Below are 23,353 nucleotides of genomic sequence, written 5' to 3' on the forward strand. Positions count from 1 at the left end.
CCGACGCCGACGCCTGCATCGGCGAGGCGCCCTCGGCGGCAGGGGCAGGCGCTGCCGCGGGAGCCGGCTCGCTGTCGGGCTTGCGCTCGGCGGAACAGCCGAGCTGCGCGAGGATCAGGACAGACAGGGAGACGAGGAGCTTTGCACGCATGAACGCGAGTTTGCCCGACCCGGCGGGCCCCTGCCACCCGCCCGAGGGGCGCGCGCCGCCGGGGGCGCCGGCGCGCGACGGCCCCGCGGCAGCGGGCGGCGAGCGCGCGCGGCCCTGCTGCAGGGGGCGGCGACGCGCGGCTCCGCAGCTCGGGGACCGGCCGCCGCCAAAGCCTGCTACAAGGGCGGGCATGCGAACCGCTCGCGCGCTCGTGCAACGAGGCATGGCGGCGGGCGCGGTCGCGCTCGCCTGCGCCGCGACCGCGCGCGCCGAGGAGCCGGAGACCGCCGGGCCCGCCCAGGACACCAGCGCCGAGGAGCCCGCGAAGCCGCCGCGGCCGCCGCTGCCGCCCGCTCCCCCGCCGCCGCGCCTGCCGTGGGGCCGGCACATCGAGATCGGGGCGGACGCGGCCCTCGTCAGCTGGCTCGGGACGCGCGACGACGCGGGCCGCCTGTCGCGCGTTCGCCTGGAGCCCGCGCTCGGGCTCGGGATCCACGCGCGCTGGGAGATCGTCGAGTACCTGCGCTTCTCCGCCTTCGTCGTGCTCGCCCGGCACGAGCTCGCCATGCAGCAAGGCGCGCTCGGGCAGCCCGGCGCGATCACGGCAGAGCCGCGCGAGGACGGCGCGCCCGCTGCGAGCGCCCTCGCGCTCGGCGCGCGCCTCGCGCCGACGCTGCCGCTCGGCGAGCGCGCCCGCTCGTGGATCTCGGTCGGCATCGGCTACGACCGGTTCGACTTCGACCGCATGCGGGTCTCCGATCCCGGGGGCGAGTTCACGATCCGCGAGCGCGGCGGCTCGTACGTCGCCATCCCGCTGGGGCTCGGGGTGTCGTTCGACCTCATCCGCAACTGGCTCACGATCGAGCTGGAGAGCTCGGGGGCCTTCCTCCTCGGCCGGGGCGGCGACGCCACGCGCGAGGCCCAGGCCATCGACGGCCTCGGGCGGCGGCGCACCATCGGCGGGCTGCCGCAGGCGAGAGGGTCGTTCATCCATACCCTCGGCCTCTCCCTGGTGCTGTGATCGCCGCGGTGAGCGAGCGCGCGAGGCGCCTCCTGCTCACCGCCGCGCTCGCCCTGGCGGCGTGCGGCGCTCCGGCGCCGGGGCGCCCGCCGGCGCCGCCGCGGGCGCTCGCGGCGGCGCCGGCGCGCTCGCATGCGCCGGCGCCGCGCTCGGAGCACGGCGGCGGGACGGCGCGCGCCGCGAGCGCGGAAGGCCAGGGCGACGACCCGGCGGGGGCCAGGGCGGACGACGACGCCGCGCAGCCCCGCGAGCAGGCGTTCCCGACCGCGTGCGAGGTCGACGCGGACTGCGGCTACGACCCCGCGAGCGAGCGCTGCGGCGCCGATCCCCGGCTGAACAGGCAGCCGCCCGTCACGGATCAGGGGATCGTCTGCTACTGCGACGCCGCCGCGTGCGCGCTGCTCCGCGTGCTGCCCGTGCCGTGCGAGGGGGACCACGACTGCGCCGTCGCCCACGAGCCGCGCCCGCACCCGGTCCGCGCGACGCGGGAGCGGCCCCACGAGAGGGGGCGCCCCTGCCGCGATCTCACGATGTCGACGACGTGCGAGCGGACCAACATCTGCACCCTGCGCCGCCACGCGTGCCCGAGGCGGTGAGCCGCGCCGCGCGGCGGGCTCAGCTGAGGGCCAGCATGCGATCGATCGGGACGCGCGCGCGCTCGCGCAGCTCGGGCGCCATCTCGAGGCGCGGGGCGAGGTCGCGCAGCGCGAGGTAGACCTTCTCGAGCGTGTTGAGCCGCATGAAGGGGCACTCGTTGCAGGCGCAGTTGCCCTCGGGCGGCCCCTCGATGAACTCCTTCCGCGGCGACGCCTTGCGCATCTGGTGCACGATGCCGCTCTCGGTCGCGACGATGTACTTCGCGGCGTCGTCCGCGATCGTGTACTTGAGGAGCGCGGTCGTCGAGCCGATGTAGTCGGCCATCCGCAGGATCGGCTCCTCGCACTCCGGGTGCGCGATGAGCTTCGCGTCCGGGTGGCGCTCGCGCAGCGCGACGATCTTGCGCAGGCTGAACGTCTCGTGCACGAGGCAGCTGCCCTGCCACAGGCGCATCGGGCGGCCCGTCCTCTCGATGAGCCAGCGCCCGAGGTTCTTGTCGGGCGCGAAGAGGATCTCCTGCCCCTCGGGGATCGCGCGGACGATCTTCTCGGCGTTCGACGACGTGCAGATGTAGTCGCTCTCCGCCTTCACCTCGGCGGAGCAGTTGATGTAGGAGATCGCGACCGCGCCGGGGTACCGGGCGCGCCAGGCGCGGAAGCGATCGACGGGGCAGCCGTCGGCGAGCGAGCAGCCGGCCTGCAGGTCGGGCACCACGACGATGCGCTCGGGGTTCAAGATCTTCGCCGTCTCGGCCATGAAGTGCACGCCGGCGAACAGGATGACGTCCGCGGTGGTCTTCTTGGCCTGCTGCGCCAGCTGGAGCGAGTCGCCGAGGAAGTCCGCGAGGTCCTGGATCTCGCCGTCCTGGTAGTAGTGGGCCAGGAGGACGGCGTTCCTCTCCCGCTTCAGGCGGCTGATCTCGTCGTGGAGATCCAGGCGCGGGTCGATGGCGGCAGGCTGGGGCGCGGCGCTCGTCATGGGATCCTAAGGTAGGCACCGCGCGCCTCCCTGACCAGGGCCCCCGGCCCGGGCCGCGCTCGCAGGCGCCGAGAGCCGGCCACGGCCAGCGTTGACAACGGCCGGCGCGGGCTCACGATCCGGGCGCCGCGGTGAGCCTGGGGGAGGCGCTCTCGTCGCGGGCGGCCCGCCATGTCCTTCCTGATCCCCCTCGCCCTGCTCGCCTTCGTCGTGCCGCTCGCCGTGGTCCTCCTCCGCGCGAATGAGCTATTTTACGTGCGCGTCGAGGGGCGCAACGTCCGGCTGCTCCGGGGCCGGCTGCCCCAACGCCTGCTCGACGACATCACGGACGTCCTCCGCGCGGCGCCGGTCGGACGGGGCGCGGTGCGGGTCGTGGTCGAGGACCGGAAGGCCCGGGTCCACGTGGAGGGGGACATCTCCCCGGAGCAGGCTCAGCAGCTGAGGAACACCGTGTCCCTATGGCCGGTTCCCAAGATCCGCGCGGCCCCGAAGCGCCGCGTCGGCGAATGACCGCGCCGCGCCGACCAACGCTACCCTAACGAGTCAGTCCGCATGGCCGACGACAAGCCCAGAGACAAACCGCCGACCTCCAAGCTCGGGCGCCTCGCGCGCCTCGCCGGCCTCGCGCCCCGCACCCTCCCCTTCGCCATCGAGGGCGCGAAGCGCGCCCTCGGCGCGCCGCGGACCGACGAGGAGGAGGCCGAGGCGCGGCGGAGGATGACCCAGGAGGTGAAGAAGACCGCCGAGGCGATGCTGAAGACGCTCGGCGAGATGAAGGGCCTGCCGCTCAAGTTCGGCCAGATGGCGAGCTACATCGACGGGCTCGCGCCGCCGGGGTACGAGGAGAAGTTCCAGGCCACGCTGAAGAAGCTGCTCGACAAGGCGCCGCCCCTGTCGCCCGAGGCCGCGGAGCAGATGGTCATCCAGGAGCTCGGCACGCCGCCCCACGAGGTCTTCGCGGCGTGGGAGCGCGAGCCGTTCGCCGCGGCGAGCATCGGGCAGGTGCACCGGGCGACGACGAAGGCGGGGGAGCGGGTCGCCGTCAAGGTGCAGTACCCCGGCATGGACAGGGCCATCGAGAACGACCTGAAGAGCGTCTCGATGCTCGAGGCGATGATGGCGCCCATCGCCAAGAAGCTGCACGCCCGGCAGACCGTCGACGAGCTCCGCAAGGTCTTCCTGTCCGAGCTCGACTACGCGCGCGAGGCCGAGATGGCGGACCTGTTCCGCCGCATGAACGCCGGGGACGAGGACGTCTACATTCCCCGCATTCACCACAGCCTCACCACGCGGCGGGTCATCACGCTCGAGTTCGTCGACGGCATGAGCTACGCCGAGTTCTGCGAGCGCGGCAGCCAGGAGGCGAAGAACCGCGCGGGCCTCTCCATCTGGCGCTTCACCTTCCGCTCGATGCTGCGGTACGGCTGGCTCTACGCCGATCCGCACCCCGGCAACTACCGCTTCCACGAGGACGGCCGCGTCGCGATCCTCGATTTCGGCTGCGTGAAGCAGCTCCCGCCCGACCTCGTGGCGGGCATGAAGCGCTACATGCGCGCCGCCATGGACGCGGACTGGAAGGAGTTCGACCGCGCCTGCGTGGAGGTGCTCGGCTACGATCCGAACGACGAGAGCTGGGATCTCTACCGGAGCTACACGATGGAGCTCATGGTCCCGCTGTGCACGCACGGGACCTGGAAGTGCTCCCCGGAGAAGGCGCGCGAGACCGTGGCCTACCTGACCCGCGGCATCCGGGGGCTCGCCTTCAAGGAGGGAGAGAAGATGCCCACCATCCCCCACGTGCCGAAGATGCCGCAGGACTTCACGTTCGTGAATCGGCTGCAGTGGGGGCTCGCGTCCGTGCTGGCGGGGCTCCGGACCGAGGCGGCGTTCCGGCCGACCATCGATCCCTGGGTGCGCGACGGCGTGCACCCGATCCCCGATTGAGCCAGGGCCGGCGGCAGGCTCGTCGGCGCCGGGAAGCCATGGGAAGTGAGACGATGTCGCCCCCGCCGCGGCTCTCACCTTGACCTCGATCCCGCGCGCTGTGACATTCGATCGGGGCATGGACGACGAGCGGGCGGCCTGCGAGAGGCGCGTAGGGACGACCCTGCGGGGCAAGTGGACGATCGATCGCCTCCTCGGGATCGGCGGGATGGCCGCCGTCTACGCCGCGACCCACAAGATCGGGCGGCGCGAGGCGATCAAGATCCTCCACCCCGAGGTGGCGCGCTCGAAGGACCTGCGCGCCCGGTTCGAGCGGGAGGCGCAGGCGGTCAATCGCTTCCGGCACCCCGGCGTGGTCGAGATCCGCGACATCGACATGACCGAGGACGGCGCGCCGTTCCTCGTGATGGAGCTCCTCGACGGCGAGTCGCTCGCCGACAGGCTCCAGCGGCTCGGCCACGTCGAGACGGGCGAGATGCTGCGCCTCATGGACGAGCTGCTCGACGTGCTCGGGGCGGCGCACGAGCAGGGGATCATCCACCGCGACATCAAGCTCGACAACCTCTTCGTCGAGCGGACCGGGCGCCTCAAGGTGCTCGATTTCGGCATCGCCCGCATGCGCGACGGCGTGAAGACGGCGATGCGGACCCGGACGGGCGCGACGCTCGGGACCGTGTCGTACATGGCCCCGGAGCAGGTGCGCGGCATCTCGGTCGACCACCGGGCGGACCTCTTCGCCGCGGGCGCGACGATGTTCCGGCTGATCGCGAAGCGGCGCATCCACGAGGCGCGCACGGAGTCCGAGCTGCTCGTGAAGATGGCGACCATGGCGGCGCCGCCGCTCGCGAGCGTCGCGCCGGAGGCGCCGCCTGGGCTGTGCGCCCTCGTGGACAGGGCGCTCGCGTTCGATCGCGACCGGCGCTACCCGGACGCCCGCACGATGCAGGCGGACATGCGGGCGCTCCTGCGCGGAGAGCCGCCGCCGTTCGCGTCGGCGCGGCTCGCGGCGGGGGACGCGCCGTCGGCGGGCGCGCCGCAGCCCTCGCCGATGCTCGCGGCGCCCGCCTCGGCGGAGGCGCCGGCCGAGCCGCCGCCGCGGCCGGCGGCCCCCTCGGGCGCGAGGTGGAACGAGATGGGGTCGGCGCCCGCGCTCGGGCCGGATCCCGGCCCCGGCGGAGCGACCTCGTGGGAGGCCGCCACGGTGGCGGCGCCCGGGGCCCAGGGCGCGAGCGCCATGGATGCCGCCCAGGCGCGCGGAGGCCATCCGAGCCTCGCGCAGATCGGCCCCGGCGCACCGAACGGGCCGCCGTCGGCCCTGCACAACACCGGCGCAGGCCACGCCGGAATGCACGGCGCGCCCGCCTCGCTCCACGGCGCCAGCGTGCCCCACGGCGCGCCGGCCGCGCTCCACAGCACCGGCGCTTCCTACGGCGCGCCGGCCGCGCTCCACAGCACCGGCGCCTCCTACGGCGCGCCCGCCTCGCTCCACAACACCAGCGCCTCCTACGGCGCGCCCGCCGCGCTCCACAGCACCGGCGCCTCCTACGGCGCGCCCGCCGCGCTCCACAACACCGGCGCCTCCTACGGCGCGCCCGCCGCGCTCCACAACACCGGCGCCTCCTACGGCGCCGCCGGCGCGCCGCACGCCCCGAGCGCCCCGCACGGCGCGCCCGCCTCGCTCCACAACACCGGCGCGTCCTACGGCGCCCCCGCCGCGTCGCACGCCGCCAGCATGCCCCACAGCGCGCCGGCCTCGCTCCACAGCACCGGCGCGTCCTACGGCGCGCCCGCGTCGCAGCACGCCCCGAGCGCCGCCTACGGCGAGCCGCCGGCCGCCGGCTGGGCGCCGCGCCGCGCTCCGCCGAAGCAGCCGCCGAAGCTCGTGATCCTGCTCGCGATCGGCGGCGTGGCGCTCGTGATCGCGAGCGTGGTCGCGGTGTGGATGGCGCTCCGCGGCGAGCCCAAGAGCGATGCGATCCAGCACGACCTGCTCCCCGCGCAGAGCGCGAGCGAAAGGCCCACCCAGCTCTCCCCGTCCGAGATCGCCGACGAGCCGCCGCGCGCCCTCGAGGCGCCGGAGACGATGCGCCCGGACCCGCCCGGCGCCTCATCGAGCGCGCCGCCGCCCGTCAGCACGATCATCATCGACTTGAAGAAAAAGCGCCCGACGAGAAAGCCACATCAGGACTGAAGTCAACATCGCCGAACATGGAGCTCCGTCCCCTGATGGTCACGAGGACAACCGTGCGCGCTCGATCGATGCTCGTCGGGTCTGCGCTCGTGCTCATGCTCCCTGGCGCGTGCTCGGACCCGGCGCCCTTCAACCCGAGGCCCGACGCCGGCGGCGGCGGGGGCGGCGGCAGCGGCGGTGGCACCGGAGGCGCGCCGCTCTGCAGCGCCGGCGATGAGCAAGCTTGCTATCCCGGCCCTGCAGGCACCGAGGGCGTCGGGGTGTGCGCGGCGGGCGTGCGGAGGTGCCTGCCGGACGGCCAGGGCTTCGGCGACTGCGAGGGCGCCGTGGTCCCCAGGCTCGAGGACTGCAGCACCACCCTGGACGACGACTGCGACGGCGAGACGAACGAGGCCGACGCGGGGTGCGTGTGCACCCCGGGCCAGATCGAGACCTGCTACAGCGGCTCGGAGGACACGAAGGGCGTCGGGCTCTGCGCGCCGGGGCTCCGGATGTGCGACATCACGGGGACGTCGTGGCGGCCGTGCGCCGGCGAGGTCACCCCGACGACCGAGACGTGCGCGGACGACACCGACGAGGACTGCGACGGCTTCGCCTGCAGCGCGCCGCTCTGGTCGGCCCTCTACGGCGACCCGAACATCCAGAGCGCGACCGGCGTCGGCGTCGACGCGGACGGGAACATCTATGTCGGCGGCACCTTCTCGGGGACCCTCAAGTTCGGCGACGAGACGCTGGTGAGCATCGGCACCGCCGACGTGTACGTCGCGAGCTTCGACGCGACCGGAGCCCACCGCTGGAGCGCGAGGATCGGCGGCAGCGGCGCCGAGACGCTCAACGGGCTCGCGGTGACGCCCGAAGGCAAGCTCGTCATCGGCGGGACGTTCTACGGGTCGTTCACGTTCGGCAGCGCGACGCTGAGGAGCGTCAACGCGCTCGACAGCTTCGTGGCCACGCTGGACAGAGACGGCACCCCCGGCTGGGCGCGCCAGATCGGGGACAGCGCGGATCAGACGCTGCGCTCCATCGCGGTGGACGCGGTCGGCAACGTCGTGATCGCCGGCTACTTCAGCGGATCGCTGCTCTGCTCGGCGCCGCCCCTCCCGGTCTGCGCCAGCAGCGAGGGCGGCACCGACATCTTCCTCCGGAAGTACGATCCGCTCGGCGCCGTCCTGTGGACCAGGATCTACGGGGACATCTCGAACCAGTTCGCCACCAGCGTGGCCGTCGACGCCGAGGGCAGCGTGTTCCTCACCGGCCGGTACAGCGGCACGCTGAGCGTCGGGAGCAGGCAGGTGCGGAACACCGGGCTCGGGCCGAACCTGTTCGTCCTCAAGCTCGACAGCAGCGGAAACGGCGTCTGGCTCTCGGACTACGGGGACACGGCCTCGCAGGCGGGCACCGGGATCGCCGTCACCCCGTCCGGCGCGGTGGTCGTGACGGGGACGTACCTGGGCAAGCTCGACTTCGGCCCTGGGCTGAGCCTCCGCGCCAACGACGCGCAGACGGCGTTCGTGGTGTCGCTCGCGCCCGACGGCACGCCCGTGTGGGCGCGGTCGTTCGCCGGCGACGGCTCGCAGGAGAGCATGGCGGTCGCCGCGGACGCAGCCGGCAACGTGGTGGTGACCGGCGCGGCGCAGGGCGTGATCGCGCTCGGCGACGAGCCGCTCCCGAGCGGCGGCGGCTTCGACGTCTTCGTCGCGAAGCTCGACCCGCAGGGCAAGACCCTCTGGGGGAAGGTGCTCGGCGCCGCCGGCAACCAGAAGTCGAACGCGGCGGCCATCTCGCCCGCGAACGGCACCATCGTGCTCTGCGGTACGGCCGAGGGGCGGATCGACTTCGGCCTCGGCGAGCACGCGGCGAACGGCACCGACGCGTTCGTCGTGAGCCTGTCGCCGTAGCCGCCGGGCGCCGCGGGCGCGCGCGTCGTGAGCCGCCGCCGCGGGCGCGCGCCGCGGCCCGGGTCACGCGGCGCCGCGGGCGCCCGCGGGGACGAGGTCGACGCGGCCGAGCTCCTCGTTCGTCGACGCGATGGCGGCGCGGATCGGCTCGCCGACGCCGTAGCGGCGGCTCGCGCCGACGAGCGCCTGGGCGACGGCGTCGATCCGGTACGGGCCGCCCGGCAGCGCTTCGAGCGCGATCGTGCCCGTCGCGCCGGACTCGACCATCTGGACGACGAGGCCGAACGGCTTGATGGACACGATGTTGCCCTCGATCTCCTCGCCGATCCGGGAGGCGAACAGGCGCGCCACGAGCATGCGGTGCCGCTCCGTCTCGGCCTTGCCGGCGCTGCGCGCCCGCGCGTTCAGGTGGTGGGCGAGCGACGCCAGCGCCTCGGCGTCCACGCGCTGATCGCGGCGGCCCTGGAGGTAGCCCTTGACGATGCGGTGCACGGCGAGGTCGGCATAGCGGCGGATCGGGGACGTGAAGTGCAGATACAGCGGGGCGCCGAGGCCGAAATGCAGGTCCGGGGTGGCCGTGTAGCGGGCCGGACCGAGCGCCTTGCCGAGCACGGTGCGGATGGCGGGCGCGAGCTCCGAGCCGCGGTACTGCGCCTCGAACGCCGCGAGGCCGAGGGGGCTCAGGCGCGGGCCGAACCCGGCCTCGACGCCGAAGTTGTGCGCGAAGTGCTCGAGCGCCCGGACGCGCTCCTCGGTGGGCTCGTCGTGGACGCGATAGATGCAGGGGAGCCCGCGCGCCACGAGCCAGCTGGCCACGGCCTCGTTCGCCGCCACCATCAGCCGCTCGACGAGGCGGTGCGCGCCCGTGTCGGAGCGCGGCGAGACGCCGGTCGGCTCGCGCGTCTCGGCGTCCAGCGTCACGTAGGCCTCATCGCGGTCGAGCTCGACGCCGCCGCGCGCGGCGCGGATCGTCGACAGCCGCGCGGCCGCGGTGCGGAGCCAGCGCACGACCGGCCACGCCGCCTCGGGGATGCCGGCGGACCGGCCCGTCGTGAGGAACTCCTCGACGGCGTCGTACGAGAGGCGGGCGTGCGAGCGGATCACGCTCTCGTGGAGATCGATCGCGGTGACGCCGCCCTCGGGATCGACGCGCAGCTCGGCCGTGACCGCAAGCCGATCGACCCCCGGGAGCAGGCTCGCCGCCTCGCTGGAGATCGACTCGGGGAGCATCGGGATGACGCGGCCGGCGAGGTAGACGCTCGTGCCGCGGGCGCGGGCCTCTAGATCGAGCGGCGAGCCCTCCTGGACGAACGCGTCCACGTCGGCGATCGACACGAAGACGCGGAGCGCGCCGTCGGGGCCGGCCGGCATCACGGCGAGGGCGTCGTCGATGTCGGTGGTGACGGGCGCGTCGATCGTGACCGTGGTGAGCTCGCGCAGGTCGCGGCGGCCGCGCGCGAGCTCGCGCTCGATCGACACCGCCGCCGCCGCCGCGCGCGACGCCTCGACGACGTCGCCCGGGAACACGGCGCGCACGCCGTTGCGGGCGAGGCAGCGCTCGATGCCGAAATCGGCGCCCGGCGCGACGACGCGCGCCGGGACGACCGCCGCGCCCTCGATGACGGCGACCACCGCGGTGCCCTCGGCGAGGTCGTCGGCGGCGCCCGGCTTGAACGGCCAGTCCGTGTTGGAGACGAGGCGATCGACCCGGAGGTGCGGCCGCTTCGCGTGCGACACGACCGTCCCGAAGAGCTCGGCGCGCTCGCGATGGACGAGGGCGAGCTGCGACGCGCCGTAGCGGCCAGGCTCCGCCTCGACGACGACCGCGTCCACGACGTCGCCGTCGAGGAACGGGTTCAGATCGGGCGGCGTGATGAAGGCGGTCGCCGGGACCAGGGGCGGCCTGCCCGGCGCCCCTCCCTTCTCCGGAGAGGCCTCGATGTTCAGGAACCCGAAGCCGCGCGGGTTGACCGAGATGCGTCCACGAACCAGTGCGTGCATGGGCGCGGAAGGTACGCCAGGTCGCGGCGTTTTCGAGCGCGGTCTGCCCGACGAGCCGCCGCATCGATGCCGAGGAGCGATCGCGCGGCGGGAAACAGGGGCGGCGCGCCCCCAGGGCACCACGTGCGCGCACATCGGAACACCGATTCTGGCTCAAGGCGCGCCGCGCAGCGCGGTGGAGACGCGATGTGCGCCAGCGCAACGGCGGCCGCGAGACCCTGCTGCAGAGACGCGGGCGTGTCGCCACGGCAAAGTACGCTCACCCACGTTCCGCTCCTCGGGATCGGCTTATACTCGGCACATCGTGGAAGAATCAGGGGACATCATCGAGCTAGCGCGTGTGATGCCTCGGGACCGCTTCGTCCGCAGGGTGACGAACCTGCTCCTCGTGGTGTCCGAGGCTGGTGCGGACAACCAGCAATTTGCCTTCCGGACGGTCGCCGCCTCGCCCGCGGCGCACCGCAAGCCGCCGCCTCCGCCCGGTCCGACCAGCGAGGTGTTCGAGGTCGCCAAGGCGAAGGGCAATCCGTATCCCGATCAGATCTCGGTGGGCCGCACGCGCAATTGCGATGTGGTGCTGCGCCACCCGTCGGTGTCGAAGCTGCACGCGCACTTCCGGCAGAATGCGCAGGGGCAGCTCGTGCTCATCGACAACGGCTCACAGAACGGGACCCGCGTGAACGGCAAGGTGCTCTCCGAGAACGAGCCGAGGGAGGTCGCGGTCGGCGATGTGATCCAGTTCGGCCGGCTCACGGCCTCGCTGCTCGACGCGGCGCGCCTCTTCGACGTGGTGCGGGAGCAGGCGCGCCTCGAGAGGGACCAGGCGAGCCGCTGAGCACCGCGGCCGGCGGCGCTCAGAACCGGTATCCCACGGCGACGTTCGGGAGGAACATCGTGAACGTGCCGTGGGCCCGCTCCTCGAACACGACCTTCTTGCCCGGCGCGCAGTCGACCGTCGGGTCCGCCTCGTCGCACTCGGCGCCGACGACGTAGGTATTGCCCGTCTCGAGCGGCGGGCCGTCGACGAGGAAGAAGGCGACGCCGAGGCCGGCGCTGGCGGTGACGCGCCCGAGCTTCAGCCGCACCCTGAGCTCCGGCATCGCGAACGGTGCGGCGGCGCGGACGCCGTTGCCCGCGTTCTGCACGGCCACGGCGACGGTCCTCCGCGCGTCGGACGCCGCGCCGGTCACCGCGTCGCGCATCTCGGCCAGCACCACGCCGAGCCCGAGCGCGCCGCCGACGTCGAACCAGGACGACAGCCCGTAATGATAGCTGCCGCCGACCATCACGGTCACGCCGGCGAGGTCGATGTCGTCGTGGAACGTGTACCGGATGGGGAGCCGCTCCGTGCCCCCGCTCGGCGCGAGGAACGTCGCGTCGAGGGAGCGATCGAGCGCCGTGTGGAGGCTCAGGTACCCGGCCGTGAGCTCGATGGCGGCGCCGATCGGGAATTCGTAGCTGCCGCGCAGGCCGGCGAGGAAGCCGGAGGGGCGCGAGACGTTGGAGCAGCGGTAGCTGCCGCAGCTCCGCTCGGCGTCGCTCTCGAGCGACGAGGCGACGGCGTAGCCGGAGGCCGCCTCCAGCCGGAAGACACCGACCCTCCGCCCCCAGCGCGGGTGGGCCTCGTCGATGGCGAGCGGCAGGACGATATCGCCCGTCGTCGTCCGATCGACGGTCGTGCGGAGCGTGCGCGCGAAATAGCCCGGCTCGTGCGCCTCGAAGGTGTGGCGCCCGAGCGGCAGCGCCCCCCGCCACTGCCCCTTGCCGACCGGGACGCCGTTGATGGCCAGATCCGCGCTGAGCGGCTGGGTGACGACGCGGACCTCCTCGCCGAGCGGGCCCGCCTCGACCGTGGCGACCGCGAGCTGCCCCGCGACGACGTTCGCCTCGCGCGGCGCGGAGCCGAGGTTGCCCTTGCGCACCGAATAGAAATGCGGGCCGGGCGCGAGCGAGCCCTCCCACGGCAGCTGCCCGATGAGCGTGCCGTCGATGAAGAGATCCGCGCCGACGAGCCGCTCGTCCTCGATCTTCAGCCGCCCCGTGTTGGCGAGCGGCTCGAGCTTCGCGTCCACCGAGGTGGTCTCGGCGACCCGGACGGTCAGGATCGCCTCGAACGTGCGCCAGCCGTCCTTGACGACGCGGAGCGTGTGGTCCCCGGGGAGCAGCCGGATCGGGCCGGAGACCGGGAGGCGGCCGCGCGGCCTGCCGTCGATGAGCACCAGGCCGTCGACGTTCGACGAGACGAGGACGCTGCCGATCCGCGCCCTCAGCGCGGCGATCGTGGACGCGACGCTCTTGCGCTCCGGCTCGCCGAGCTCGGCGCGAAAATCGGTGAGCAGCGCCTCGTAGAGCTCGAGCGCCTCGTCGTAACGCCCGAGCTGATCGAGGCAGAACGCGGCGTTGAGGGTGTTGGGCACCGACGCGACGAGGCGGCGCGAGCGCAGGTAGAGCTCGAGCGCGCGCTGGCAGTCGCCGCTCTTGCGCAGCTCGTTCCCCTCCTGAAAGAGCGCCTTGGCCCGGGCGAGCGCCTCGTCGGCCGACACGGAGGGCGCGGGCGCTGCGGTGGGCGTCGGCGGCGCCGCGGTGGGCGCCGGCGCTGCGGTGGGCGGCGCCGGCTCGGGCTGCGCGAGGGCCGGCGGCGCAGGCGCCGCGAGCGCCGCGGCGAGCGCGGACGCCGCGACGGAGCGCCGCGCGGCGCGAGGGGCGCGCGCCGTCCGGATCACCACCGATCGACCGGCATCACCGCGGTCGGGGCCGGCGGGGCCCCGGGCGCCCCCGTGGAGGACGTGGACGCATCGGCCGGCGCGGAGGAGCCGCGCGGCGCGCGGCGCGGCCGGTCGCGGCGCGGGGCGGCCGCGGACGCCGCGGCCGAGGCGGAGGCCGGCGCGGGCGGCTGGAGCTCGATGCGATCGGGCCGGAGCCGGCCGTCGCTCAGCATGAACACCGTCTCCCGCGTTGTCGCGCCGCCGCGGCTCACCTCGACCTCGAACGTATCGCCGGCCTGGCCGGTCAGGTCGAGCCGGCCATCGCGCACCGGACGCTCGGCGCCGTTGACCCGCACCGTCGCCTCCTTCGGGAGCGTCACGACCGCCGTGAAGGACGCGGGCGCGGGCGCGGGCGCGGGCGTCGGCGCAGGCGCGGCGGGCGGCGCGGGCTCGCGCTGCGCGGCGGGCGGCGCGCGCACCTCGCCGCCGGTCGAGGCGCGCAGCGCGAGGCCGCCGCCGACCGCGGCGAGGGCGACCGCCGTGAGCGCCGCCCCGACGAAGCGCCGCCGCACGGCGCCCGCGGGCGCCTGCGACGCCGTGAACGAGCTGCCGCCGATCGAGCGCTCTTCCCCCTCGGCGGAGCGGGCGAGCCTCGACTCGCTGCGCAGCGCGGACATCGGGGCGGCGCCGGCGCGCCGCTCCGCGTCGATGCCGCGCAGCTGATCCAGCGTGACGACCTCGGTGCCCTCCGCGTGCGGCGCGAGCGCGGCGATCAGCTGCTCCATGCTCTGCCAGCGCTCCCCGGGATCGCGCTTCAGGCCGCGGTGCACGACGGCGGCGAGGGCCGGATCGAGCCACGGCGCGGCCGCGGCGAGCGGCGGCACGCGCTCGGTGCAGATCGACAGCAGCAGCTCGGCGAGCGAGGCGTTCGGATCCCAGGGGCAGCTCCCGCAGAGCGCCTGGTAGAGCGAGACGGAGAGGCTCCAGACGTCGGAGCGGCGATCGACGTCCTTCGCCATCTTCGCCTGCTCGGGCGACATGTAGATCGGCGACCCGAGCACGCCGCCGGCGCGCGTGAGCTCGTGCGAGACGCCGTCGCCGGTGCGCTTCGCGATGCCGAAATCGCAGACCTTGACCACGAGCCGGCGGTCGCTCGAGGACGGCGGCCGGATCGAGCCGGACGGGCGGCGGGTCGAGGGCGGCGGCCGGATCGAGCCGGAGAGGCGCTGGCCGGAGGGCGGCGGCCTCACCGAGCTCGAGCCGCGGCGGGTCGACGGCGGCGCCGTCGCGAGGGCGCCGCGCTGGGTGGACGGCGGCGGCGCGATCGAGCTCGACGCCCGGCTCGCCGCGCTCTCGAACGGCGCGTGCAGGAAGAGGTTCGCCGGCTTGATATCCCGGTGCACGATCCCCTCGGCGTGCGCCGCCGCGAGCCCGCGCGCCGCCTGGAGGAAGACGCGCACGACCGGCGCCGGCTCGAGCGGCCCGCGCATCCTGAGGAGCTTGGCGAGATCGACGCCGTGCAAGAGCTCCATGATGATGAACGGGGTGGCGAGCGTGAGATCCGTCCCGAGCTCGAACGTCTTGACCACGTGCGGGCTCTGGATCGCGGTCACCGCGCGTGCCTCGCGGATGAAGCGGCGCACGGCGTGGTCGTCCTGACCGACGGCGCTCTTGAAGATGACCTTGGCCGCGACCCGCCGCCCCTCCGGCGACTCCGCCTCGTAGACGGCGCCCATGCCGCCGCGCCCGATCAGGCGGCGCACCGCGTACCGGCCGCCGAGCTCGCGGCCGACGAGCGGATCGGTCTCGGCGCCGGCGCGCTCGGCGATCGCCTCGCGCAGCTCGGGGTCGAGCGGCCTCAGCATGTCGATCGTGATCCGCTCCTCGCCGCCGGAGGCGGCGCGCAGCGCCTCGGCGAACGCCTCGATCGACGGGTAGCGCCGGTCCACGTCGCTGTGCAACGCGAGCGAGAGCGCGGTCGCGAGGCGCGCCTCGATCCACGGGGCGCGGTCCTGGATCGACGGCAGCTGCGCGAGGGGCGACGGCGGCGCGTCCGCCGCCGTGTCCGCCGGGCCGAAGTCGACGGTGTCCGCCGTGACGTCGAGCTCGGCCCACGGCGAGACGCCGCAGAGCATCTCGTAGAGCGTCGCCGCCAGGCCGAACACGTCGCCGCGGACGTCCGCGGCGCGATCCCGCGGCCCCGACTCGTCGCGCTGGGGACCGGTGCTCCTCGCCTTGCCCGGGTCGGAGGTGGCCGTGTCGTAGCCCTTCGAGAGCCCGAAGCCGAAGACGCGGACCAGGATCTCGCCGCTCGGGAGGTGCTCCAGGAAGAGGCGCGGCGGGCGGACGTCGCGGTAAACGAGGCCCGCGGCGTGGACCGCCGAGAGCCCCGCGGCGGCCTGGAGCGCGATCCGCACGGCGACCTCGGGCGCGAGCGGACCCGTCTCGGCGAGGAGGGCGGCGACGTCGGTGCCGTCGAGCAGCGGCATCACGAGGTAGGCGAGATCTCGCTCGAGGTCGTGGCCGGCGTCGACGATCGGGACGACGTGGGCGTTGTCGAGCTTCGACGTGACGCTCGCCTCGCGGCTGAGCCGCGACAGCGTGTCCTCGGTGACGACCTCGGGCCGCAGGACCTTCAGCGCGACGCGGCGGCCCGAGGGGCTCCGCGCCTCGAACACGACGCCGAACCCCTGCGCGGAGAGGACGCGGACGATCCGATATCCCCCGGTGAGCGCGCCCCCCACGAGCCCCGTCGGATCCGCCAGAGTTGCTGTCCGGCCCATCACCTCAAGCATACGACGGCCCATCGCGCCCCACAAAGCGTGAGTATCGGGCGACCTCGGAGGCGCGCTGCGCGGGGGCGCCGCACCGACGCGGAGCGCCGGCCACGCACCTACAACGACGCCATGCCGCGAGCGGCCGCGCCGCGCCGCGCCGCAGCGTCGCCGCCGAATGTAGGCGCGGCAACCGCAGATAACGCGGTAACCGGACCCCCGGAGACGCAGTAAGTCTATTGAATCATGGAAGATTGTCCTTGCCGGTAGACGACTCGCAACATTAGATTTGCCAGCATCGGATTCACCGCCGCTCGGCCAGGATCTGGGCAGGACTGGTTGATCTCACGGACGCGCGCTGACGCGCGCCTCCCCCGCCGGGGGAGCTGGAGGCACCATGACCCTGCGATCCCTCGGGCCGGCGCTCGCCGTCCTCTCGGCATGTCTCGTCGTCACGCTCCTCCTCGCGCGCCCGGCGCTCGCCAAGGGCTCTCGCGTCGACGAGCAGCTCGAGGCGACGCTCGCCCGACACGGCTTCACCGGAGAGATCGAGTCGACGCTGGAGTCGCGCCTCGGGCGAAAGCTCGACCGGAAGCTGGCGAAGCTCGGGCGTGAGCTGTTCTTCGACAGCATCCTCGGCCTGAACGACGACAACTCGTGCTCAGGGTGCCACTCGCCCACTTCGGGCTTCGCCGACACACAGTCGATCGCCATCGGCATCGAGAACAACGGCGTCGTCGGGCCGCGCCGCGCGGGGCCGCGCAACCAGCGCCGCGCGCCCACCGTCATCAACACCGCCTTCTACCCCACCCTGATGTGGAACTCGCGGTTCTTCGCCGTGTCCGGCGACCCCTTCGACAACAGCGAGGGCTTCTCGTTCACCTCGCCGGAGGGGATGTCGCTCTCGTCCCTGCCCCACCTGCTCACCGCGCAGGCGTTCATCCCGCCGACCGAGATCGCCGAGATGACCGGGTACGAGGCGCCGGCGTCGCACGATGTCGTGCGCGAGGAGGTCGCGGCGCGCGTGAACGACGTCGAGGCGTACCGCCGCCGGTTCGGCAAGCGGTTCGACGCGGTGAAGCGCGGAGAGCCCGTCACCTACGAGATGATCGCCGCCGCCATCGCCGAGTTCGAGATGTCGCTCACGTTCGCCGACGCGCCCATCGACAGGTTCGCCCGCGGCCGGCGGAACGCGATGACGCTGGAGCAGAAGCGCGGCGCGCTGCTCTTCTTCGGCGAGGCGGGGTGCGTCCGCTGCCACGCGGTGTCGGGGCCGTCGAACGAGATGTTCAGCGACTTCCAGCAGCACGCCATCGGCGTCCCGCAGATCGCGCCGACCGACGATCCGGCGCTCTCGAACGTGGTCTTCGACGGCCCGAACGCCGATGAGGACTTCGGGCTGGAGCAGGTCACGGGCGACCCGGCCGACCGGTACAAGTTCAGGACCCCGCCGCTGCGCAACGTCGCCCTCCAGCCCACGTTCTTCCACAACGGCTCGTTCACGTCGCTGGAGGGCGCCATCCGCCACCACCTCGACGTCTACACGTCCGCCACGGAGTACACGAACGCTCACCTCGATCGGGATCTGCGGGGCGAGATGGGCCCGCTCGCGCCGGTGCTCGCCGCCGTCGACCCCCTGCTGGAGGAGCCGATCGAGCTCTCGGAGCAGGAGATCCGCTGGCTCACCGCCTTCGTCGGCGAGGCGCTGCTCGACCCGCGCGCGACGCCGAAGCGGCTCAGGAAGCTCATCCCGGACGAGGTCCCGAGCGGGCGCCCGGTCCACCGCTTCCAGTAGCCGCGGCCGGGTCGCCGGCGCTCCGCCGGACGCGCAGCTCGCGGGGTCTCCCTCGCCGGTGGCTAGCTGCGCTCGAGGCAGCTGTTCAGCGACTCCAGCTGGATGCTGCACTCCTCCTCGTACTTCGCCGGATCGCAGTTGTCCTCGGCGTGGTTTCGGCACTCGAGGTAGGACTCCCACGCGTCCTCGCAGCCAGCCTCCTCGGCCTCCTCCGTCTCGGCGCCGCAGGCGTCCAGGCAGCTGTCCTCCGTCATGGGATCGCCCGGGCACTCCACCGCTCGCTCGCAGAGCTCAGGACAACCCTCCTCGCCGTGGCCGCCGCTGCAGGCGGCGAGGGCGAGCGCGGCGAGCGCCATGCGTGTCATCACCTTCATCGGGCCATCGTACCATGAGCGCGGCGCCGCGCGCGCCGGCGCGGGCCCCGGAGAGAGGAGCCCCGCCGCCGGAGCCGCGCGGGGCGCCCTCGCCGGAGAGGGCGCGGCTCAGGGCAGGAGCCGGGAGATGAAGCTCCACTTCGTCGAGCGGCCGGACTTCATCGCGAGGACCGTGGTCACGCCGATGACCCCCGCCGTGAGGGCGATGTTGAGCGGCCCCATGACGTCGAGGAGCCGCAACAGACCCGCGGCCTTCGGGGGCGTGCGCGGCGACGGCGTGTCGCCGTCCCGGACCGGCACGGCGCGGCCGGGCGCCTGCTCGCTCATCTCACGTCCGCTCACCATGTTGACGAGGCTCGTCGCGAGGGTCGCGCCGAGCAAGATGTCCTTCAGGCGCACCAGACTCCGGGTCTCCTCGTCGATCGATCGCCCCGAGATCATCGTCCGCCCGATAAACCACGTGGCCGCGGCGGTGCCCAGCGAGATCGCGTTGACGAGGTTGTATCGTTGCCACGCGTCGGCGAGCACCTTGCCGCGCTCGGCCTCGGAATGGATATCCTTGACCGCCTGGTGCAGCGCCAGCCGGCCGAAGAGAGGGCCGCCGAACCCCGCGGCCAGACCGAGCTCATGCAGTACCCATGCAGACGTCGAGAGTGTTGCCATATCGTTCCACCTCGTCGCGACGCACCAAGCAAGATTGTGCCCAGCGCCGGACCGCGCTCCGTGATCCAGGCCGACGCAGGCGCGCCGACCCAGCGGCGCGCCCGCCCGCGCGAGAGGACAAGGCGCGCGCACCCGGCGAGCGCGCCGGGTCGGCCGTGCTCCTCGCGGCGAGCGGACGAGTCGCGGCGAGCGGACGAGTCGCGGCGAGCGGACGAGTCGCGGCGAGCGGACGAGTCGCGGCGAGCGGACGAGTCGCGGCGAGCGGACGAGTCGCGGCGAGCGGACGAGTCGCGGCGAGCGGACGAGTCGCGGCGAGCGGACGACCCGGCGCGCGCCGCGCGCGCTGAGACATTCGCTCACGGCCGGGCGGGGCGGGACGTGGGAGGCCTCCTTCACGGAACCCTCTCCGGACGAACGCGCGCGGAGCCCTCGCTCCGGACGAACGCGACAACCTCCCCCACGCGGCGCCCTGCGGCAGAGTGCGCCAGTCTGGGCCATTTTTGTGACCGCTGGCCACCCCACGAGGCAATTTGCCTCACATTGCGGTGCCAGCGGCGACGCGAGCACAGCAGGTTGCGAGCCCCGCGCCGCTCCGCGGGGCGTCGGCGCGCATCGTGCTTCCGCGCCCGGCCAGGCACGCGCGCCAAGGCCGCGGGCGCGGGAAGGGGAGCACCATGGACAAGCTGAACGGCGGACCGAGGACCTTCGAGCCGACCGAGCCAAGAGGGGCGCCCGGGCGCTCGGCGGACGGCGGACCGCCGCCGCACGGCGTGGACCGGGGCGAGGGGCGCGGGCCGGCGACGTTCGTGTCGGCGTCGGCGACCGGGGATGTGCGCGGCGCGCAGCCGGCGGCGCTCGGCGACAGGACGGCGCTCGAGATGCACTCGGCCTTCTTCGACAGGAACCACGACGGGATCATCACGCTCCGCGAGACCTATGAAGGGCTCCGCGCGATCGGGATCGGACGGGTGCTCTCCGCGTGGTTCGCGCTCGTCATCAACGGGGCGCTCGGGCTCCCGACGTCCCGATCGTTCGTTCCCACCCTCTCGATCACGCTCGAGAACATCCACCGAGCGAAGCACGCGAGCGACACGGGCGTCTACGACAAGGACGGCAGGTTCGACCCGCAGAAGTTCGAAGAGCTGTTCGCGCGCTGGGACAAGGACCGCGATGGCGCCCTGAACGCGCGCGAGCTCGTGGCGCGCACGCTGGGAGATCGCGATCTGCTCGACGTGTTCGGGTTCCTCGCGTCGGCGGGCGAGTGGGCGGTGCTCTATGCGCTCGCCGGCAAAGGGGGGAAGCTGACGCGCGAGCAGCTGCGCCGCATGTACGACGGGACGCTCTTCTACGAGCTCGAGCGAGAGACGCATGCCGCCCGAAGAAGCGCGAGCGCGCCGGCGTGATCCGCGGAATCTCCGGCGCCGGAGCTCCGGCAAGGACACTTGACAACATGGACGAACACGCCAGAACGTGCGCGCCGTGACGTCGTTCGCAGCCGCCTTCAAAAAGCGCCTCGCGGGCGAGCTCCCGAGCTATCTCGCCATCTTCGCGTTTGCCACGGGCGCCGCCTGGCTCTGCGTCCTCGATATCGTCGTCAAGCAGCCAGTCGCGATAGACTTCAAATCGTTCTACGCGGCCGCCGTCGCGGCCCGCCGGGGACTCGACGTGTACGACGTCGAGGTCCTCGAGGCGATCGCGACGGAGCTGCGGCTCCCGCACGAGCCGACGTTCCCTTATCTGTATCCGCCGTTCTTCGCGCACACCTTCTCGTGGCTCGCCCGCCTGCGCCCGAGCATCGCCCAGCAGGTCTGGTCGAGCATCGCCGTGGTCAGCTACGGCCTCGCCGCGACGTTCACCGTGTTCGCCGCCCGCCGCGCGTCGCCGGACCTCTCCGGCCCGGCCCGCCGGACCGCGGTCCCCACCGTCCTCATCGCGCTCATCGCCTTTCTCACGTGGGCGCTCAACCTGCGCAACAGCCTGGCCATGGGGCAGGTGAACCCGCTGGTGCTCGCCTTCATCTGCGCCGCGCTCGCGCTCTCGATGGCGCGCAAGGACATCCCCGCGGGGCTCGCCCTCTCCGTCGCCGCGGGGATCAAGGTCACGCCGATCCTGCTCGCGGTCCCCTGGGTCATCGAGCGGCGCTTCCGCGCGCTCGCCGGCCTCGCCGCCGGGTTCGCGGCCCTCGTCCTGATCAGCCTGCCGTTCGGCGCCGCGCCGGCGTGGCTCGAGTTCCTGCGGCGGCTGCCGCGCATGTCCCACGGGGCCAAGATCCCGGGCCTCTTCGCCCCGGGGACGGTGCCGAATTTCTCGATCGCCGGCTTCTACACGCGGCTCTTCGACGGGGACGCGACCACCGTCAAGCTCGCGTCGGCGATCACCCTCCTGCTCCTCCTCGGCGCCGCGCTCGCGCTGGCAGGCCGCTCCCCGTCGCCGCCGCGCTCGCTGCGGCTGCTCCTGCCGCTGCTCGTCACGATGGTCGTGGCGAGCCCGTTCACCTACGTGCACCACGTGCTCTATCTCTTCCCGGCCGCGCTCTACGCGCTCGACCGCGCGGCGGCGCAGGAGCGCCGGATCGAGATGGGCGCGCTCGTGGTCCTACTATCGCTCGCCACCATCGACTTTCCGTACGTTTACGACCGCTTCAAGGGGCGGCTGCCGGAGCTCGCGCTGTCGGTGAACCTGTATGTGCTGCTCGCGATCTACGCGCTCGGCATGTTCCTGCTCTGGCGGGAGCGGCGCGACACCCCCACCGCGCGCGAGTCGCCCGCGCCGGCGAGCGACCGCGAGGTGGCGACCGGCCTCGCCACCGCCCGCCGATAGGGCGCGCCGAAGGGCCGCCTGCGCTCACGAGAAGGGGTGTTCCCGGCGAGAGCTCACGTCGACAGGTACGCCGTGGCGGCGCTCAGGATGACGTTCCCGCTGGCGTCGCTGAGCTCGCGATCTGCCGACGGAGAGCGCGCGCTGACGAGCGCCGCGGCGGCGGGGCGGAGCACGTCGGTGATGGCCTGCTGCCGCAGCCGGTGGAGCTCGTCGGCGGGCAGGAACCCGTGGGAGGGCGGGAGCTCGCCGCCGGCGCTGCCGGGCGCCGCGGAGGCCACCTGGTCGAGCGCGCGCGCGAAGGCCGCGGCGACGCGCGCCCGCAGGCCCGCGCCGCCCGCGGCGGTGGCCCAGCAGACGAACGCCCAGGCGAGCTCGGCGTGGCGCGCCTCGTCGCGCGCGATCGAGAGGAGCGCCGTGCGCACCGCCGGCGGCTGCGCGGCCTGCGCGGCGACCTCCGCCTCGATGGCCGAGAGGGTCTCGCCGATGCAGCCCTCCACAATGGTGGCGAGGGTGAGGGCCTCGAGCGAGCCGAGATCGTCGAGCGCGCCGCACAGCGGCAGCGGGCCGACGCCCACCGGCTCGCCCGCGTAGGCCGAGGCGATCGCCAGCGCGAGGCGCGCGTGCCGCACCTCGTCGACCGCGGCGCGGTGCGCCGCCTCGAGCAGCTGGGGAGGCGCGCCGAGCGCCATCAGCCCGAGCGCGAAGCGGCCGAAGGAGGCCACCGAGGCGTGCTCGTTCTGGCCGCGCTCGGCCCAGCGCCGGGCGAGCTCGCGGCGCTCGGCGGGCGCGAGCTCGCACAGGTCGGCGTCGGCGAGCGCGCGCTCGAAGCGCCGCACGTCGGTCTGCGACCAGGCGCTCGGCGCGCGCGCGAGCGGCGCGACGCGGGGCTCGCCCCGGACCAGGAGGGGGCGCCCCTCGCAGCCGATGGCCCCCACGAGATAGCAGCAGCTCGCGGGATCCGACGCCGCGCGGTTCGCGTAGGGGCCCTGGATCGACTCGGCGCCCCCCTCGCCGTCGCCGTCGCACATGCACGTTCCCGAGCCGGGCGGGAGGCCGTCGAGGTGCGGCGCAGCGGCGGAGGCCGCAGGGCAAGCGCCGTCGACCGGCGCCGTGCAGTGCACCTCGTAGCAGCACTGGCCCTCATAGCCGCCGTCGTGGAACGGTCCGACGCAGGTCGGATCCGGATAGGGATCGAGCGGCGCCGAGGCGTCGGGAGGGCCGGCCTCGCCGCCGCCCCCGGACGACGACGATGCGCCCCCCGACGAGGCCGAGCTCCCGCCAGACTGCGACGATGCGCCTCCCGACGAGTCCGAGCCCCCGCCAGACTCGACCTGCGGGCCGCACGCGGATACCAGAGCGAGGCTCGCGCCCCACTGGGACGCGACGAGAATACGGCGCAGGAACGTTCGCATGTCCGGTGATAGGCAAGGCATGTACCGTG

18 protein-coding genes (1 of these 18 cut by a window edge) are annotated in these 23,353 nt (G+C 73.8%); 10 read left to right on the forward strand and 8 right to left on the reverse strand.

Going from position 1 to position 23,353, the window contains the following annotated elements:
- Window positions 1–151, reverse strand: the 5' portion of a protein-coding gene (locus NQZ70_RS43530; RefSeq protein WP_129579479.1) for a DUF4920 domain-containing protein. Its footprint begins 395 nt before the window's first position; only the first 151 of its 546 coding nucleotides appear in the window; it begins with the start codon at window positions 149–151; its stop codon lies off the left edge, out of view.
- A 190-nt stretch (window positions 152–341) separates the two neighbouring features.
- Here NQZ70_RS43530 and NQZ70_RS43535 point away from each other — a divergent pair, with 190 nt between their 5' ends.
- Window positions 342–1,172 (forward strand): hypothetical protein, encoded by an 831-nt coding sequence (locus NQZ70_RS43535; protein ID WP_237244590.1) that lies wholly within the window; start codon window positions 342–344, stop codon window positions 1,170–1,172.
- Window positions 1,173–1,180: 8 nt separating this feature from the next.
- Window positions 1,181–1,768: a hypothetical protein gene (locus NQZ70_RS43540; RefSeq protein ID WP_129579480.1), complete on the forward strand. Its 588-nt coding sequence runs from the start codon at window positions 1,181–1,183 to the stop codon at window positions 1,766–1,768.
- Window positions 1,769–1,787: 19 nt separating this feature from the next.
- Here the strand turns inward: NQZ70_RS43540 and nadA are convergent, their stop codons facing one another.
- Window positions 1,788–2,747 carry a quinolinate synthase NadA gene (nadA, locus tag NQZ70_RS43545; RefSeq protein ID WP_129579481.1) on the reverse strand — a complete coding sequence of 320 codons (960 nt, stop codon included), beginning with the start codon at window positions 2,745–2,747 and terminating at the stop codon, window positions 1,788–1,790.
- 171 nt (window positions 2,748–2,918) lie between these two features.
- Between nadA and NQZ70_RS43550 the strand changes: the two genes are divergently transcribed.
- The 4 genes from NQZ70_RS43550 to NQZ70_RS43565 all read left to right on the forward strand — a co-directional run bounded on the left by NQZ70_RS43550 (window position 2,919) and on the right by NQZ70_RS43565 (window position 8,780).
- Window positions 2,919–3,257 (forward strand): DUF3634 family protein, encoded by a 339-nt coding sequence (locus NQZ70_RS43550; RefSeq protein WP_129579482.1) that lies wholly within the window; start codon window positions 2,919–2,921, stop codon window positions 3,255–3,257.
- Window positions 3,258–3,299: 42 nt separating this feature from the next.
- Window positions 3,300–4,691, forward strand: coding sequence for an AarF/ABC1/UbiB kinase family protein (locus tag NQZ70_RS43555; RefSeq protein ID WP_129579483.1), 1,392 nt, complete (start codon window positions 3,300–3,302; stop codon window positions 4,689–4,691).
- 118 nt (window positions 4,692–4,809) lie between these two features.
- On the forward strand, window positions 4,810–6,882 hold the full coding sequence (locus NQZ70_RS43560; RefSeq protein ID WP_129579484.1) for a serine/threonine-protein kinase: 2,073 nt from the start codon (window positions 4,810–4,812) through the stop codon (window positions 6,880–6,882).
- A 35-nt stretch (window positions 6,883–6,917) separates the two neighbouring features.
- A complete protein-coding gene (locus tag NQZ70_RS43565; protein ID WP_237244591.1) occupies window positions 6,918–8,780 on the forward strand; it encodes a hypothetical protein in 1,863 nt (620 codons plus the stop codon).
- A 63-nt stretch (window positions 8,781–8,843) separates the two neighbouring features.
- Here the strand turns inward: NQZ70_RS43565 and NQZ70_RS43570 are convergent, their stop codons facing one another.
- Window positions 8,844–10,781, reverse strand: a complete 1,938-nt coding sequence (locus NQZ70_RS43570; RefSeq protein ID WP_129579485.1) for a ribonuclease R family protein — start codon at window positions 10,779–10,781, stop codon at window positions 8,844–8,846.
- A 343-nt stretch (window positions 10,782–11,124) separates the two neighbouring features.
- On the opposite strand from NQZ70_RS43570, the gene NQZ70_RS43575 reads away from it, so the two are divergent.
- Window positions 11,125–11,616, forward strand: a complete 492-nt coding sequence (locus tag NQZ70_RS43575; RefSeq protein WP_129579486.1) for an FHA domain-containing protein — start codon at window positions 11,125–11,127, stop codon at window positions 11,614–11,616.
- Window positions 11,617–11,635: 19 nt separating this feature from the next.
- Here the strand turns inward: NQZ70_RS43575 and NQZ70_RS43580 are convergent, their stop codons facing one another.
- Both NQZ70_RS43580 and NQZ70_RS43585 read right to left on the reverse strand, forming a co-directional pair.
- Entirely contained in the window at window positions 11,636–13,504 is a 1,869-nt protein-coding gene (locus tag NQZ70_RS43580) for a PEGA domain-containing protein (RefSeq protein ID WP_207217626.1), read from the reverse strand.
- Window positions 13,501–16,281 (reverse strand): protein kinase domain-containing protein, encoded by a 2,781-nt coding sequence (locus tag NQZ70_RS43585; RefSeq protein WP_207217627.1) that lies wholly within the window; start codon window positions 16,279–16,281, stop codon window positions 13,501–13,503. Before NQZ70_RS43585 ends, NQZ70_RS43580 begins: the two co-directional genes overlap by 4 nt.
- Window positions 16,282–16,657: 376 nt before the next feature.
- On the opposite strand from NQZ70_RS43585, the gene NQZ70_RS43590 reads away from it, so the two are divergent.
- Window positions 16,658–18,055, forward strand: coding sequence for a cytochrome-c peroxidase (locus tag NQZ70_RS43590; RefSeq protein WP_129579489.1), 1,398 nt, complete (start codon window positions 16,658–16,660; stop codon window positions 18,053–18,055).
- A gap of 62 nt (window positions 18,056–18,117) precedes the next feature.
- On the opposite strand, the gene NQZ70_RS43595 is transcribed toward NQZ70_RS43590, so the two are convergent.
- Window positions 18,118–18,429, reverse strand: a complete 312-nt coding sequence (locus NQZ70_RS43595) for a hypothetical protein (protein WP_129579490.1) — start codon at window positions 18,427–18,429, stop codon at window positions 18,118–18,120.
- A gap of 108 nt (window positions 18,430–18,537) precedes the next feature.
- Window positions 18,538–19,092 (reverse strand): hypothetical protein, encoded by a 555-nt coding sequence (locus tag NQZ70_RS43600; RefSeq protein ID WP_129579491.1) that lies wholly within the window; start codon window positions 19,090–19,092, stop codon window positions 18,538–18,540.
- A gap of 674 nt (window positions 19,093–19,766) precedes the next feature.
- Between NQZ70_RS43600 and NQZ70_RS43605 the strand changes: the two genes are divergently transcribed.
- Complete coding sequence (locus NQZ70_RS43605; protein ID WP_129579492.1) at window positions 19,767–20,495, forward strand: caleosin family protein; 729 nt, start codon at window positions 19,767–19,769, stop codon at window positions 20,493–20,495.
- Window positions 20,496–20,571: 76 nt separating this feature from the next.
- Complete coding sequence (locus tag NQZ70_RS43610; protein ID WP_165374461.1) at window positions 20,572–21,912, forward strand: glycosyltransferase family 87 protein; 1,341 nt, start codon at window positions 20,572–20,574, stop codon at window positions 21,910–21,912.
- A 53-nt stretch (window positions 21,913–21,965) separates the two neighbouring features.
- On the opposite strand, the gene NQZ70_RS43615 is transcribed toward NQZ70_RS43610, so the two are convergent.
- Complete coding sequence (locus NQZ70_RS43615) at window positions 21,966–23,324, reverse strand: hypothetical protein (RefSeq protein WP_237244592.1); 1,359 nt, start codon at window positions 23,322–23,324, stop codon at window positions 21,966–21,968.
- Between the last annotated feature and the right edge of the window lie 29 nt (window positions 23,325–23,353).

Source organism: Sorangium sp. So ce836 (assembly GCF_028553905.1).
Taxonomy (GTDB): Bacteria; Myxococcota_A; Polyangia; order Polyangiales; family Polyangiaceae; genus Sorangium; species Sorangium cellulosum_D.